At 56.4% G+C, this 15,265-nt stretch carries 11 protein-coding genes, 1 tRNA gene and 1 pseudogene; 11 read left to right on the plus strand and 2 right to left on the minus strand.

Features of this window, described 5'->3' with window-relative positions; translation table 11 throughout:
* Positions 1 to 74: 74 nt before the first annotated feature.
* On the plus strand, positions 75 to 2,150 hold the full coding sequence (locus AC4BCN_RS02225; protein ID WP_490492475.1) for a M13 family metallopeptidase: 2,076 nt from the start codon (positions 75 to 77) through the stop codon (positions 2,148 to 2,150).
* A gap of 138 nt (positions 2,151 to 2,288) precedes the next feature.
* Here the strand turns inward: AC4BCN_RS02225 and AC4BCN_RS02230 are convergent, their stop codons facing one another.
* Positions 2,289 to 2,849: a c-type cytochrome gene (locus tag AC4BCN_RS02230; RefSeq protein ID WP_072455912.1), complete on the minus strand. Its 561-nt coding sequence runs from the start codon at positions 2,847 to 2,849 to the stop codon at positions 2,289 to 2,291.
* A gap of 199 nt (positions 2,850 to 3,048) precedes the next feature.
* Here AC4BCN_RS02230 and AC4BCN_RS02235 point away from each other — a divergent pair.
* The 4 genes from AC4BCN_RS02235 to AC4BCN_RS02250 all read left to right on the plus strand — a co-directional run bounded on the left by AC4BCN_RS02235 (position 3,049) and on the right by AC4BCN_RS02250 (position 5,835).
* Positions 3,049 to 3,124: transfer RNA gene (locus tag AC4BCN_RS02235), tRNA-Arg, on the plus strand.
* 478 nt (positions 3,125 to 3,602) lie between these two features.
* On the plus strand, positions 3,603 to 4,712 hold the full coding sequence (locus AC4BCN_RS02240; RefSeq protein WP_181877948.1) for a hypothetical protein: 1,110 nt from the start codon (positions 3,603 to 3,605) through the stop codon (positions 4,710 to 4,712).
* The gene (locus tag AC4BCN_RS02245; RefSeq protein ID WP_128140947.1) at positions 4,709 to 5,125 is read left to right on the plus strand and encodes a hypothetical protein; all 417 of its coding nucleotides are present in this window, start codon (positions 4,709 to 4,711) and stop codon (positions 5,123 to 5,125) included. The genes AC4BCN_RS02240 and AC4BCN_RS02245 overlap by 4 nt, the downstream gene beginning before the upstream one ends.
* The gene (locus tag AC4BCN_RS02250) at positions 5,122 to 5,835 is read left to right on the plus strand and encodes a hypothetical protein (protein WP_338680375.1); all 714 of its coding nucleotides are present in this window, start codon (positions 5,122 to 5,124) and stop codon (positions 5,833 to 5,835) included. Before AC4BCN_RS02245 ends, AC4BCN_RS02250 begins: the two co-directional genes overlap by 4 nt.
* A gap of 22 nt (positions 5,836 to 5,857) precedes the next feature.
* On the opposite strand, the pseudogene AC4BCN_RS02255 reads toward AC4BCN_RS02250, so the two are convergent.
* A pseudogene (locus AC4BCN_RS02255) lies at positions 5,858 to 6,268 on the minus strand (site-specific integrase); the annotation flags it as partial.
* Positions 6,269 to 6,335: 67 nt separating this feature from the next.
* Here AC4BCN_RS02255 and AC4BCN_RS02260 point away from each other — a divergent pair.
* The 6 genes from AC4BCN_RS02260 to AC4BCN_RS02285 all read left to right on the plus strand — a co-directional run bounded on the left by AC4BCN_RS02260 (position 6,336) and on the right by AC4BCN_RS02285 (position 15,254).
* On the plus strand, positions 6,336 to 6,605 hold the full coding sequence (locus AC4BCN_RS02260; protein ID WP_181877949.1) for a FaeA/PapI family transcriptional regulator: 270 nt from the start codon (positions 6,336 to 6,338) through the stop codon (positions 6,603 to 6,605).
* Between the two features lie 525 nt (positions 6,606 to 7,130).
* Complete coding sequence (locus tag AC4BCN_RS02265; RefSeq protein ID WP_490492476.1) at positions 7,131 to 9,788, plus strand: TonB-dependent receptor; 2,658 nt, start codon at positions 7,131 to 7,133, stop codon at positions 9,786 to 9,788.
* Between the two features lie 109 nt (positions 9,789 to 9,897).
* Positions 9,898 to 11,250: an MFS transporter gene (locus AC4BCN_RS02270; RefSeq protein ID WP_490492477.1), complete on the plus strand. Its 1,353-nt coding sequence runs from the start codon at positions 9,898 to 9,900 to the stop codon at positions 11,248 to 11,250.
* A gap of 25 nt (positions 11,251 to 11,275) precedes the next feature.
* Positions 11,276 to 12,223 (plus strand): glycoside hydrolase family 43 protein, encoded by a 948-nt coding sequence (locus AC4BCN_RS02275; RefSeq protein ID WP_490492478.1) that lies wholly within the window; start codon positions 11,276 to 11,278, stop codon positions 12,221 to 12,223.
* 17 nt (positions 12,224 to 12,240) lie between these two features.
* On the plus strand, positions 12,241 to 13,311 hold the full coding sequence (locus AC4BCN_RS02280) for an aldose epimerase family protein (protein ID WP_139091361.1): 1,071 nt from the start codon (positions 12,241 to 12,243) through the stop codon (positions 13,309 to 13,311).
* Between the two features lie 200 nt (positions 13,312 to 13,511).
* A complete protein-coding gene (locus AC4BCN_RS02285; protein ID WP_034752921.1) occupies positions 13,512 to 15,254 on the plus strand; it encodes an IlvD/Edd family dehydratase in 1,743 nt (580 codons plus the stop codon).
* Positions 15,255 to 15,265 lie beyond the last annotated feature (11 nt).

Below are 15,265 nucleotides of genomic sequence, written 5' to 3' on the forward strand. Positions count from 1 at the left end.
CAGTCAAAAACCGGGCCAGAAGCCTTGGGCCTTCTGACCCTTATATTCCACACAATATAATATAGAGGACAACCGTGAATCGTTATTTGTTAAGTGCTTTGACCCTGAGTTTGCTGGCCGGCGTGTCCGGCATGGCTGGCGCCGCTGATGCGGCCAAGAAAGCCGCCGCCGCTCCCGCCACGGCCGTCGCGTCTGCGGCGCTGACGTCCGGCATCGCCGTCGAATACGTCGATCCTGCCGTGCGCGCGCAGGACGATCTGTTCCAGCACCTGAATGGCAAATGGCTGGCGGAAACTGTCATACCTGCCGACAAGTCGAGCTGGGGCAGCTTTGCCAAGCTGGCCGACGATACGCAAACGCAGCTGCGCGGCATCGTCGAAGGCGCTGCCGCCGACAAGGCACGCGCGGCCGGTTCGAATGCCCAGAAAATCGGTGATTTCTATAACAGCTTCATGGATGAAGCCAAGCTGGAAAGCCTGGGCTTGACGCCCTTGAACGCGGAGCTGGCGAAGATCGCGGCGCTGCAGGACAAGGCGGAGTTGCCGGCCGTGATCGCCCACTTCAGCAAGCTGGGCGTGACCTCGCCTTACGACTTCGGCATCCACCAGGACGCCAAGGATTCCACCAAATACGTGGCCGACATCGTGCAAAGCGGCCTGGGCTTGCCTGACCGCGATTATTACCTGGAAGAAGGCAAGGCCGATACGCGCACCAAATACCTGGCCCACGTGGAAAAAATGCTGAGCTTGGCTGGCGACGCGAACGCTGCCGCCAATGCCAAGGCCATCCTGGCGCTGGAAACGGAACTGGCCAAGGCGCAATGGAGCAATGTGCAGAACCGCGACCCCGTCAAAATCTACAACAAGGTGGAACTGGCGAAACTGGCCAGCGTGGCGCCAGGTTACGACTGGGCCCGCTACCTGAAGGACACGGGTATCGCCGGCAAGGTCAATTATGTGATCGTCAGCCAGCCCAGCTACCTGAAGGGCTTTGCCGAGATCGCCAACAAGACGCCGCTGGAAACGTGGAAAGCGTATTTCCAGTGGCACTTGCTGCACGCTAACGCCGGCTACCTGCCGAAAGCGTATGTCGATGAAAACTTCGCGTTTTATGGTACCACCCTGACTGGTGTGACGGAAATGCGTCCGCGCTGGAAACGCGGCGTGGGCGCCGTCGAAGGCGCGCTGGGCGAAGCCGTGGGCCAGCTGTACGTGGAGCAGTATTTCCCGGCCGAGCGCAAGGTGCGCATGGAAGCGCTGGTGAAAAACCTGATGATGGCCTACAAGCAAAGCATCGACAAGCTCGACTGGATGAGCCCCGTCACCAAGAAACAGGCGCAAATCAAGCTGGCCAAGTTCACCACCAAGATCGGCTATCCGAACAAATGGCGCGATTACTCGGGCCTGACGGTGGCGCCGGACGACTTGATCGGCAACATCCAGCGTTCGCACTTGCTCAACTACAACCGCGAGCTGAACAAGCTGGGCCAGCCGATTGACCGTGACGAGTGGGGCATGACGCCGCAGACAGTGAACGCCTATTACAATCCTGAGCTGAACGAAATCGTCTTCCCGGCCGCCATCCTGCAAGCACCGTTCTTCGACGCCAACGCGGACGACGCCGTCAACTATGGCGCCATCGGCGGCGTGATCGGCCATGAAATCAGCCACGGCTTCGACGACCAGGGCGCCCAGTACGACGGCGACGGCAATTTGCGCGACTGGTGGACCAAGGCCGACCATAAAAACTTCGCCAAGAAAACCAAGCAGCTGGTGGCGCAGTACAACGGCTTCAGCCCGGTGAAAGGCCACTTCGTCAACGGCGAGCTGACCCTGGGCGAGAACATCGCTGATAACTCCGGCGTGGCGATTGCCTATAAAGCGTACAAATTGTCGCTGAACGGCAAGAAAGCCCCCGTCATCGACGGCTTCACGGGCGAGCAGCGCTTCTACGCGGGCTTTGCCCAGGTATGGCGCATGAAGATGCGCGAAGCGCAGCAACTGGTCTTGCTGAAAACGGACCCGCACTCGCCAGGCCAGTTCCGCGCCAACGGCACCATGCGCAACCAGCCCGGCTTCTATCAAGCCTTCGACGTGAAACCGGGCGACAAGATGTATCTGCCGCCGAAAGACCGCGTCATCATGTGGTAACAGCAGTGCTGACGCACTAGCACCGAGCCGCCCCGCTATCAAGCCGGGCGGCTTTTTTACGCCGTGTGATCTGGCACAAACTGCAGGCGAAAAAAAACCGCCCATCCGGGCGGTTCCTGGTTCAGCCCGCTGGCTGAATTATTTGGCAGGCTCGGCTGCAGGAGCAGCGCCGTCAGCGGCAGCGGCCGGTGCCGGCACTTCCGGTTCCTTGAACTTTCCGCCCGACGCGTTGGCGATGTAGACGACGGCGCGCGCCACTTCCACATCGTCGAGGTCGGGATTGCCGCCCTTGGCCGGCATCGCGCGCAAGCCTTCGATGGCGTGCTTCAGGACCGTATCGTAGCCCTGGGCCAGGCGGGCAGACCAGCCGCCCACGTCGCCAAATTTCGGTGCACCGGCCACGCCGGCGCCATGGCAAGCCACGCAGGTCGCCGTGTAGACGGCTTCGCCGCTTTGCAGCACTTTCGGACCGCTGGCATCCTTGAAGGTAAAGCCAGCATTGGCAACCGGACTCAAGCGCTCGGCAATGGCTTCCGGCGACTGGCTGTCCGTACCGGCGCCCGTCAGTTTTTGCGCCGTGACGAACTGCACCAGCAAGATGATGCCGATGACGGTGACGAGGAAGAAGCCAGCTACGGCGGCAAGCAATTGTTTAGGCGTTTTGATCGCTGATTGTTGTTCGTTATGTGCGTCGCTCATGATGTCCTTAGTCCAGATTTGAAACTGATGGCCGTGTAAGGTAGCATTTTTACATGCTTGGATGTAAACCTTTATGAAACCCACAATTATAGGCACAAAAATTGAGCAGTGACATGCAATTGCCAGCGATACGACAGTTTCCGTAGACGTAGGTAAAGAAAAACGGTATCCTTCGCATCACTTCAGAAATTCCCCCTACGCGGCTGTAGCTCAGTGGATAGAGTATTGGCCTCCGAAGCCAAGGGTCGTGGGTTCGATCCCCGCCAGCCGCACCAGTGTCCCCCTAAAAAAATCAACTACTTAGCTGTTGCATTGGTTTGCAATTTAATGCGTTATTTTGCGCATTTTGGCACACTCACTGTGCACAAAATTGTGCCACCACATAGGCACAGAAATTCAAGTACTTGGCACAATGTGGTGACCTAGGTCGGCTTTAATGAGTGTTCACGAGTGTAGTCCACGTGGCGCTGCAGTCTCTTAAGTTCATCATCTAGGGTCTAGTGACCTCGATTAGTTCGCGGCATTAGCATCTACGCGCACTGTGCGGTGGGAGTATGGCAAGTGATGGACAAGTCATGCGACTATCTGAACACCTCGTTTTATTTGGTGTTATTTGTAATTAATTAGACTTTCCGCTGGGACATATTTGTGAGAAGATATTGAATTGTTTAGTTGGCAATGAGATGTTGTTATCGCAATATCGTGTGCGCTTGAGGTCTCGCAAGTGTCACAATGCAGAGGACAGTAAAAATTATGGCAACATACATGGTTTCGCAGGTACCTGTGGAGGTTCCGGTAGCTGGTTATCCAACTGTTGAGTTGGTGGCTGCCTTAGAGTCTAAAGTCAACTGGACACTTTTACGTACGGCGCTCAAGCAAGCGAAGCTGCCGGTTGGTTTAGGCTGGAAAGCTCTCGCGTCGAATGCGGAGGAGGCAACGCCTGAAGGGAGTCGTCTTCGCAAGTTCTTGAGTGATTTCTTTGATGAAACCATCATAGCTGGAGAGCGTTATGTCCAGATCTATAGTGTTGAGAAGTCATTTATCGATTCGCTTTTAAAGGCTATAGAAAAATCTACGCCTCTAAAATCAGAATTTAGTGAAAAATATCCATTACCACTTGATCTAAAATCTATACGTGCTGCGCCTAGTTCGCCAACATTATGCGAAATTAGAAATTTTCCAAATGGCGATGTGTCTTTAGTTTTCTGTGCTGCCGGATATTTTGATGATCGGAATGTTTATGAGAGTAATCAATTATCTGATTTGGTGAAAAAAGCTTATGACGGAATTGATAGACTTATTACGGTAAGAAAGACGTATTATCAGTCGTATGATGTAATTACAGTACGTCGTCAGTTGGAAAGAATTGAAATATCTGTTGATCAGCCTTCTAAATTGGTTGGGGCACGCTTCGAAGATCGTCCTATGGAGATTTTGACTTCCGGAGCATTACATTTTTCTGATTTTGTGGGATTTGGTGCAAAAGCTCCTGATAATCTTTTTCCTGCGATGTCAGCGATTTATACGGAGCCAAAGGAGGGGCGGGTTGTATTTTTAGCTTTCCGTACTCTAACTGGGTCAATTAAGCGAGAAAGAATGACCCGCGATGATGATGATCTCCGAGATGAAATTTTTCACCAGGCGGGTATGGAAGCTGTAGGGCAGGACATCAAGCCTTATGAATTAGAAGCCGAGTGGAACTTTAAAGCGCCTGACGGTGTTGGTACCGTAAAACTACATGGACTCATCAGTCAGTTGGCATCCCAAGATCCGACTTTGCACGGCTGCTATGTTAAAGCGCATCAAATATCATCTTTTGAACGGACTCTTAATAGACTCATGACATTTACTAGCAAACCGTGAAATTCAACAACAAAACCGAAGTAAGAGAAGCACTAGAGAGCATCTGGCGTGGTCGCCAAGAGGCTGACTTCGGGCGTGTTGTTGTCGAATATTTATCTTTGCATTTGGATGCAAAGCATATCCCAGTTTCAGAATTCTTTAAGATTGCACACAACGTAAATATTTCTGCTCCAGATGTGATTTTGAATATTGTTAATTTTTTCAGTGGTGCACATATAAATTTGTTAGATGCTGGCTTTGAGTATATAGAAAAAGATGACATTGAAGATTTGGATTCTGATCAAGTACGTGCTGCATATGATGGAAAAATAAATCCTTTAACTGGCCAGCATGACGAGGATGTCGCTAAAAAGATTTTTATGTATTTCTTGCCATCGGATGTCGCTAAGATTGCACTTCGGAGTTCCGAATGATGGAGTTCCATGGACGAGAAATCTCTTTAGCTGAGCTTGGCGCTATGGCTGCGACTAGTGAATTTGCTATAAATATTATAAAAAAAGAATGGGTTTCCTCTTACGAAGAATTCGTTGAGTCAGTTTACGATAGTATTGATAAAGCTTTTGCGTTGTTAGAAAAAAGTCCCCAATCATACTTTGATGACGCAATCGGTGAAGATAAGATCACCGAAGAGCTTGCCAATATGTTAGTTATGGCGGGGTTTGATGCACGCCAAGGTCAGACTCAGGGCGGGAATGTGGATTTGACGGTGATGGGTAAAAAAACGACTTGGTCGTGGATTGGTGAAGCCAAAATATTCTCAACTAATACTTCGCTTAAAGAAGGGTTGTTGCAGTTGACTACACGTTATCGAAATGCTAGTCCGCTACATGCTCAGGCCGGGATTTTGGCATATGTAAAACGTGCCAATGCAGTAGGTTGTTTGCAAGAATGGCGAACGGAAGTCGAGGGTATGGTTTTGCCTGATCTTTCTTTGAGTGAGTGTAATCGCCGTGGACCGCTTGCTTTCTTTACCACGCATAAGCATGAGGCGACGGGCCTGCCTATAAAAATCCGTCACACTGCCATTTCTCTGTACCATCTTCCAAAGGATAAAAGTGGGCGGGGGGCAAAGAAATTCGCTGCCGCTCACTCAATGGAAGCTGCAGAGAAACCAGCCAAATAGATGATGATATTAAAAATTCAATCAAGTTTTTTGCTAAATCTTCTGCTCTTAGATGAGTGTAACGTTTAAGCATGTCTAACGTTTTATGACCGGTAATAGCTGCAACCTCCATAACGTTTAAACCCTTTTCGAAGAGCCGACTTGTCGCCTCGTGTCGTAGGTCTTGAAAGCGAACTCCTTTAATGTTGCCCCGATGAGATTCGCAGGCACTTTCAAAGGCTTGGCTCATCGACTCTGCGACTAGTGCAAACAACCTACCTTCTTTTTCTATGCCGAAGGCGCGCAAGGATTTTATTGCAGCTTTTGACAAAGGGATTGTGCGGGGAACATTTGTTTTTGCCGTTGGCAAGTGAGCTGTTTGTTTGTTTAAATCAATTTCTTCCCAAGTTAGAGACGCTAGCTCACTTCGCCGCATTCCTGTTTCTACAGCTACCCTCGAGGCACTCGTTGAGGTTGGATTGGCGCAGGCACATGGTACGGCCCGTGGCCGGACGTACACCTTGGCCGCTGGTTTGTACCGTGCTGACGGTGATAAAGCCGCCTATACACGGCAAATGGGATTCAGCGGTCTTCAGCAGGAACAAATGGTTTTGAGCTATGTACAGCAACATGGTTCGGTGCGGCGTGCCGAGGTGGCTGAGCTATGCCGCTTGACTTCGCTGCAGGCGAAAAATTTGCTGAAACGTTTGCGAGAGTCTGGCCAACTTCTGCAGCGAGGTGAGCGCCGCACTGCATATTATGTGCCAAATGATGGCACGACATCGCTTTAATGGTTTGGCTATTTTTGGATTATTTTTGGACTTCTTTGGACATCTTTGGATATCCGTATGTGATTCCCGTCGATTGAACTGTATCGTAGCCCAAACGGCCCATCCTGGCCGTTTGGGCTGAGGGTTACTGCAGCAATGTCAACAATGTCTGCGTCGTCGCCTTCGACGAGGCAGGATGTCAGCCTGTGATAAGGCACTATCTGTCAGCATATACAAGCCCCACTCGGCGACTATCGGGTAATTACTACCGTTTTCCCTGAGCATGTCTTCCACCAAGTCGGGTACGACTTTGTCAGACCCACAGCGTTACTTCCGTATGCATCAATCCCGTCATTTTTGCCCCTGACGCCCCTGCCGTTGTCTGTTTACAACCTCCAAAGTCCTCCAGCCGCTGATATCAATATTGATATCGAAACAGTGGAAAAATTGATTGGAGAGATTATCGCCCAGCCCCTAAGATAAACGCCGAGCATGCGAACGACATGCAAGCGATACAAAAAATATCAATACAATATCTGGAGATTCATGATGCGCAACGCCACCGGTCCGCTCGCGGCCACTTCCCCTCGTCCATTCACCTTGAAGGCAGCCGTTGCGGCACTAGCCGGTATTGGCTTGCTGAGCACGGCTTCGGCCTGGGCGCAGGATGCGGTGGCGGCCGATGCCAGTGCCGAGCGGGCGGCGGAAGTGTCGGTCGTGACCGTCAGCGGCGTGCGCCGCTCGGCGCAGAATTCGCAACAGATCAAGATGCGCTCGGACCAGGTCATCGATTCCATCGTGGCCGACGACATCGGCAAATTCCCCGATAACAACGTGGCTGAAACCCTGGCGCGCCTTTCCGGCATCCAGATCCGCCGCGATTCTGGCGAGGCGAGCGCCGTCATGATCCGCGGCTTGCGCGATGTCACGACCCTGCTCAACGGCCGCGAACTGTTTACCACCACGGGCCGCTACGTCAACCTGGCCGACATTCCTGCCACGATGTTGCAGCGCGTTGACGTGTACAAATCGCAGGGCGCGGACCAGGTCGAAGGCGGCGTGGCCGGCATCATCGACGTGCGCACCAACCGTCCGTTCGACTTCAAGGACTTCACGGCCAGCGTGAATACGCGCGCCGTCTACAGCGACAAATCCAAGGCCACCGACCCGAACATCAGCGGCATGCTGTCGAACCGCTGGAAGACGGGCATCGGCGAAGTGGGCGCGCTGCTGGGCCTGTCGCAGCAGCAGCACCGCTACCATGAAGAGCGCGCGTTCAATACGGCGCCCGTGGATAAAAGTTTCCTGTCGCCGGGTTTGACGGGGCCGGACCAGGTGGGCTTGCTGCCGATCAAGGGCGACCGCCGCCGCACGACCGCCAATGCCGTGCTGCAATGGCGTCCGAACGCCGACGTCGAGTTGTACGCGGAAGGCATGGCCACGCGCTTCCTGCTCGATGCCGAGTCCGATTACTTTGTCGGCTTGCCATGGTGGGGCACGCCCGTGTCGGCTACAAAAATTCCCGGCACCAACCAGCTGCAAACGCTCACATCCACCAACGTCAACACCATCATGTCGACGCAGGCGAACAAGAACCAGACGAAGACGCATCAATTTGCCGTCGGCGGCTTGTGGGATATCAATTCCGAATGGCGGTTCACGTCGGAAGTGGCCAGCACCAAAAGTACCTATGCCTGGCGCAATCCCATTCTCGATGCGATTACCGTCGTGCCGAATGCTCGCATCAATACCAACCAGAACGGCACCTTGCACGTGGACTACACGGGCGTCGATTTGCAAGACCCGTCGAATTACTATTTGAAGGGTTTCTTCGACCGCTACGGCCGTGACCAGGGCAGCTCGAACGACGTGCGCGCCGACCTGGCGTACACGCCCAGTGCCGGCGGCATCTTCAAGGAAATCAGCGTCGGCCTGCGCGGCGTGAAGCGCGAAGCCGAATCGATCAAGAGTTTCGAGGGCAATGCGGAAGCACCGGACGTGTCCGGCGCCGCGTTTCCGTTCGGCCGCCAGAGCGTGACGTCGATTCCGGGCCTCAATTGCCTGTCGGAACCGATGTCCAGCGGCGGCCCCGACTATGGCTTGAAGCAGTGGTACACGCCGTGCGCCAGCTTCCTGCTCAATAACACGGGCACCATCCGCCAAGCCGTCACGGGCAGCAGCGCGGCGCGCGCCATGGACCCGGGCTCGTTCTTCAAGGATACGGAAAAGACGTACTCGATCTATACCAAGGCCAAGGTTGCCTTCAAGCTGGGCGCCTATCCCGTCGATGGCACCCTGGGCGTACGCGTCGTGCGCACCGAACAAAGCCTGCAAGGCAACAGTTCGCAAGATGGCGTCTACACGCCCGTCATCAGCGACACGTCCAGCACCGACGTGCTGCCGAGCGTGGCCCTGAAAATCAAGCTGCGCTCGGACCTGGTCGGCCGCTTCGCTGCGGGCCGCACCATCAGCCGTCCCGGCTTTTCCCAGTTGAACCCGGGCGTGGCCCTCGTCAACTCGACGGAAACGGTGAAGGCGACGGGCGCGGGCGGCAATCCGAATTTGAAACCAGTCACGGGCGACAATGTTGATGCCGCGCTGGAATGGTATTTCGCGCCCGCCGGTTCCGTGACGGCCACCGTGTTCCACCACAAGTTCGATGGCTATATCCAGCAACGCATTTCCAGCGAAACCATCGCCGGCAAGACCTATGACGTGGACCGCCCGTACAACACGGCCGCCGGCAAGCTGCAGGGCCTGGAAGTTGGCTACCAGCAGTTCTATGACGGTTTGCCTGGCCTGCTGAGCGGCCTGGGCTTGCAGGCGAATGGCACCTATATGAGCGGAAAGACCAACGACGAGACGGGCAGCCATGCCATCACGGGCGTGTCGCGCTATGCCTACAACCTGGTGCTGCTGTACGAAAAAGACGCGTGGTCGGGCCGCCTGGCTTACAACTGGCGCTCGAAATTCGTCGACAGCTACAACCAGGGCGGCCCCGGCCTGGACTTGAAAGTGGCGTCGACGGCCCAGCTCGACGGTTCGCTGTCGTACAAGATCAACGACCAGTTCACCGTGACCCTCGATGGGAATAACTTGCTCGACACCAAGTTCAAGGATTACTGGAACACTGCGGGCGTGTATCCGCGCGACACGCGCCGCTATGACCGCACGGTGGGTCTATCACTGCGCTGGAAAATGTAAGTTGGTCGCACAGTAAAAAATCAAGGGCGTTGCCATGGTTTCGGCCGGCAACGCCCCTGTCAGTTGGGCAGTCACGCACGATTCATCATAAAAAGAATGGACGGAAAGCATGGAGACGCAAAAATTATCTACCGTTGAAAAGGTCGGCTTCGGCGCCGGCGACATGGCGCTCAATGTCGTCATTTCGTCGATGATGTTGATCATCACCTTTTTCTATACCGATATCTATGGCTTGAAAACCACCGACCTGGCCCTGCTGTTCGTGGCCGTGAAAGTCATCGGCGCCATTGCCGACCTGGTCATGGGCCAGATCACCGACCGCTACAGCTTTGCCTCGGGCCGCTACCGTCCATATCTGCTGTGGCTGGCCGTGCCGTATGGCGTCAGCGTCTTCTTTGTCTTCAGCACGCCCGAGTGGCACTATGACGCCAAGCTGATCTGGGCATACTCGACGTATATCCTGATGACCATCATGACGGCCGGCGTGGGCATTCCGTATATCTCCCTGATCAGCGGACTGACCAGCGACCCGCAGGACCGCCTGTCGGCCAACGGCTACCGCCTGTTCTTCGCCAAGATCGGCGCCTTCATGGTGACCATCGTCGTGCCGGTTCTGTCGCAGCGCTGGGGCGGCGGCAACCCGGCCGTCGGCTACCAGGCGGCGATGGCCGTGATGGCCGTCATGGGCGTGGCCCTGTTCCTGTTCTGCTATTTCTCCACCACCGAGCGCGTCGTGCACGTGGTGGAAAAGCAATCGCTGCTCGACCAATTGAAAGTGCTGCTGCAGAACGACCAGTGGCTGGTGCTGTGCGGCGTGTGCGTCACGGGCACCATCGGCTACGTGGTGCGCGGCTCGGTCGCCATTTATTACGCGAAATACTATCTGGGCGGCAGCACGGAAACCGTGGCCGCCTTCCTCACGACCGGCGTGGTGGCCGCCATTCTGGCCATGATCGCCTCGACCTGGATCACCAAGTTTTATTGCAAGGTAAAACTGTTCCGTTACACGCAGATCGGCGTCGCCCTGATCAGCCTGGCGATCTATTTCTTTGTGAAGCCGAGCGACACCGTGCTGGCTTTCGCCCTGTATTTCCTGCTGTCCTTTGTCGTGGATTTGCATGCGCCCGTGTTCTGGTCGGCCATCGCGGAAACCATCGATTACGGTCAAGTCAAGACGGGCAAGCGCGTTTCCGGCTTCGCCTTTGGCGGCATTTCCGTGTGCCAGAAGGCGGGCATGGCGGTGGCGGGCGGCCTGGTGGGTGTGCTGCTCGCGTATTTCGACTACCAGCCCAACCATGAGCAAACGCAATTCGCCCTGAACGGCATCGCCCTGATGCTGTCGATCATCCCCGGCTTTTTCCACTTGCTGATGGGCTTGCTGATGTTCAAGTACCGCATCAGCGATACGTACTACAGCGGCGTGAAGTCGGAAATGCACAAGCGCGGCTACGTGGCCGCGTAAGCAATAATTGAATGGAGCAAGCAACATGGCAGACATCTTGACACCGCTGATCGAACAGCGCGCCGACCCGCATATCTACCGTCACAGCGACGGCTATTATTACTTTACGGCGTCCGTGCCCCAGTACGACCGCATCGAACTGCGCCGCGCCGACAGCATCGCCGGCCTGGCCGACGCGCAAACGGTCGACGTGTGGCACAAGCCGGAAACGGGCCCGTACAGCGAACTGGTGTGGGCGCCGGAATTGCACTTCAACCAGGGCGCCTGGTATGTGTACTTCGCCGCCGCGCCAAGCCGCGAGATCAAACATAAGTTGTTCCAGCACCGCATGTATGCGATCCGTAACACGAACGCCAATCCTTTGATTGGCGAGTGGGAATTCATGGGCCAGATCGACACGGGCATCGACACCTTCTGCCTGGACGCCACCACCTTTATGCATGATGGCGTGCTGTATTACCTGTGGGCGCAGAAAGATGTCGCCATCGAGGGCAATTCGAACCTGTACATCGCGCCGATGGCCACGCCGTGGCAGCTGGCCGGTCCGCCCGTGATGCTGAGCAAGCCGGAATTCGACTGGGAAATCCGCGGCTTCTGGGTCAATGAGGGGCCGTCCGTGATGAAGCGCAATGGCAAGATCTTCATCAGCTATTCGGCCAGCGCCACCGATGAAAACTATGCGATGGGCCTGTTGTGGGCCGACGAGTCCGCCGACCTGCTCGATCCAGCGGCGTGGACCAAGTCGCCCGAGCCCGTGTTTGCCACCTGCTACGAGCACGGCATTTACGGTCCCGGCCACAACAGCTTCACCACGGCCGGCGATGGCGACGGCGTATTGCTGGTGTACCATGCCCGCACCTACACGGAAATCGTTGGCGACCCTTTGTGGAACCCGGACCGCCACACGTTTGTCAAACCGTTGCGCTGGGATGCGCAAGGCATGCCCGTGTTTGGCCGCTCATCGACCCTGTAAAACCTGGACCCGACGCCATGACCCCAGTTGATTCTGTTTCAGTGACGCAATTGCCGTTCGGCATCCTGCCCGATGGCCAGCACGTCAGCGTATTTACCCTGATGAACCGCCAAGGCATGCAAGTCAAGGTGCTCGACTTTGGCGCCATCATCAGCGAAATCCACGTGCCGGACCGCGACGGCAACTTTGCCGACGTGGTACTCGGTTTTGATCGCATCGAGCCGTATCTGCACAACAGCGCTTTCCTGGGCGCCGTCATCGGCCGTTTCGGCAACCGCATCGCCGAGGGACGTTTCAGTCTCGACGGCAAGGATTACCAGCTGGCCGTCAACAACCCGCCCAATCACTTGCATGGCGGAAACCAGGGTTTTCACCAGGTCATGTGGCAAGCCGCGCCGTTCACCAGGGACGACGCCGTCGGTATCACGTTCACGCGCAGCAGCCCGCACGGCGAAGACGGCTACCCGGGCAAGCTGGATGTCACCGTGGTCTACGAACTGGACAACGATAACGCGCTGAGCCTGCGCTATCACGCCGTGACGGACCAGGCCACGCCGATCAACTTGACCAACCACAGCTATTTCAATCTGGCGGGGCAGGGCGATATCCTCGGCCACGCGTTGTCCATCAACGCGGATCGCTACCTGCCCGTGGACGCGGGGGCTATCCCCACGGGCGAACTGGCGGACGTGTCCGGCACGCCGTTCGACTTGCGCCAGAGCACCGTCATCGGCAGCAGCATCGATGTGCCGCATGAGCAGCTGCGCATCGGCCGCGGCTACGACCATAACTTTGTGCTCAATCAGCAGGCAGATCACGGGCTGAACCTGGCCGCCACCGTGCGCGATCCCGTTTCCGGGAGGGTGATGCAGGTGTACACGCAGGAGCCGGGCATCCAGTTTTATTCCGGCAATTTCCTCGACGGCAGCCAGCAGGGCAAGCAGGGCGCCATCCGCTATCGCGGCGCGCTATGCCTGGAAACCCAGCATTTTCCGGATTCGCCGAACCAGTCGCATTTCCCGAATACCATTTTGCGCCCGGGCGAGGTGTATCAGACGGAAACGGTCTATCGGTTTTCCGCAGAATAATCGTCGCAGACCCCAAAAACCTTCCACGCCCTGCCGCCACGCGCCCGCAGGGCGTTTTCATTGGTGCTTATGGATATCATTTTCGATATCGGAACGCATTAAAAATTGATTGGAAAGGCATGGCAGGATTCTTTAGTATTCCAACATCGCTGCCCGGGCCGACGACATTAGATCCGGCATGGCACAACCAGGAGAATGGCATGTCTGAGACAAAAAAGAAGGTAGCCCTGCGCTCTGCCGAGTGGTTCGGCTCGCAGGACAAGAACGGCTTCATGTACCGCAGCTGGATGAAAAACCAGGGCATACCTGACCACGAGTTTCACGGCAAGCCCATCATCGGCATCTGCAATACCTGGTCCGAACTGACCCCTTGCAACGCACATTTCCGCCAACTGGCCGAACACGTCAAGCGCGGCATCTTGGAGGCGGGCGGTTTTCCAGTGGAATTCCCTGTCTTCTCGAATGGCGAATCGAATTTGCGCCCGACAGCCATGCTGACGCGCAACCTGGCGTCGATGGACGTGGAAGAATCGATCCGCGGCAACCCGATGGACGCCGTCGTGCTGCTGGTCGGCTGCGACAAGACGACGCCGGCGCTGCTGATGGGCGCTGCCAGCGTCGACATCCCCACCATCGTCGTCAGCGGCGGCCCCATGCTGAACGGCAAACTCAATGGCAAGGACATCGGCTCCGGCACGGCCGTGTGGCAGTTGCACGAGCAGATGAAGGCGGGATCGATCACCTTGCACCAGTTCATGTCGGCCGAATCGGGCATGTCGCGCTCGGCCGGTACCTGCAACACCATGGGCACGGCTTCGACGATGGCCAGCATGGCGGAAGCGCTGGGCACGTCCCTGCCGCACAACGCGGCCATCCCCGCCGTCGATTCGCGCCGCTACGTGCTGGCCCATATGTCGGGCATCCGCATCGTCGAGATGGTGCACGAAGACCTGCGCCTGTCGAAAGTGCTGACGCGTGAAGCGTTTGAAAACGCCATCAAGGTCAACGCCGCCATCGGCGGCTCGACCAATGCCGTGATTCACCTGAAAGCGATTGCCGGCCGCATCGGCGTGCCGCTGGAGCTGGAAGACTGGACCAAGGTAGGCCGCGGAACGCCGACCATCGTCGACTTGCTGCCGTCGGGCCGTTTCCTGATGGAAGAGTTTTATTATGCGGGCGGCTTGCCGGCCGTGATACGCCGCCTGGGCGAAGGCGATCTGCTGCCGCACAAGAATGCGCTGACCGTCAATGGCAAGTCGTTATGGGACAACTGTGTCGAAGCGCCGATCTACAACGATGAAGTGGTGCGCACCTTGGACAACCCATTGCTGGCCGATGGCGGCATTTGCGTATTGCGCGGCAATCTGGCGCCACGCGGCGCCGTGTTGAAACCGTCGGCCGCCTCGCCACATCTGATGCAGCACCGCGGCAAGGCCGTCGTGTTCGAGGATTTTGAACATTACAAGGCCCGCATCGTTGATCCGGATCTGGATGTCGACGCGAACTCCGTGCTGGTCATGAAGAACTGCGGCCCGAAAGGCTATCCTGGCATGGCGGAAGTAGGCAACATGGGCTTGCCGCCGAAACTGCTGGCGCAAGGCATCACCGACATGGTGCGCATTTCGGACGCGCGCATGAGCGGCACGGCCTACGGCACCGTCGTGCTGCACGTGGCGCCGGAAGCGATGGCCGGCGGCCCGCTGGGCATCGTGAGGGATGGCGACATGATCGCCCTCGATTGCCACAACGGCAGCCTGAACATCGACATCAGCGATGCGGAAATCGCCGAGCGCCTGGCGGCCCGCGAACTGGGCAGCGCTCCCGGACCGAAGAGCGGCTACCAGCAGCTGTACATCGAACACGTGTTGCAGGCCGATGAAGGCTGCGATTTCGACTTCCTGGTCGGCAATCGCGGTTCCGCCGTGCCGCGCCACTCACATTAAGCGGAGAATCC

Source organism: Janthinobacterium sp. Bl 1 (genome assembly GCF_058215535.1).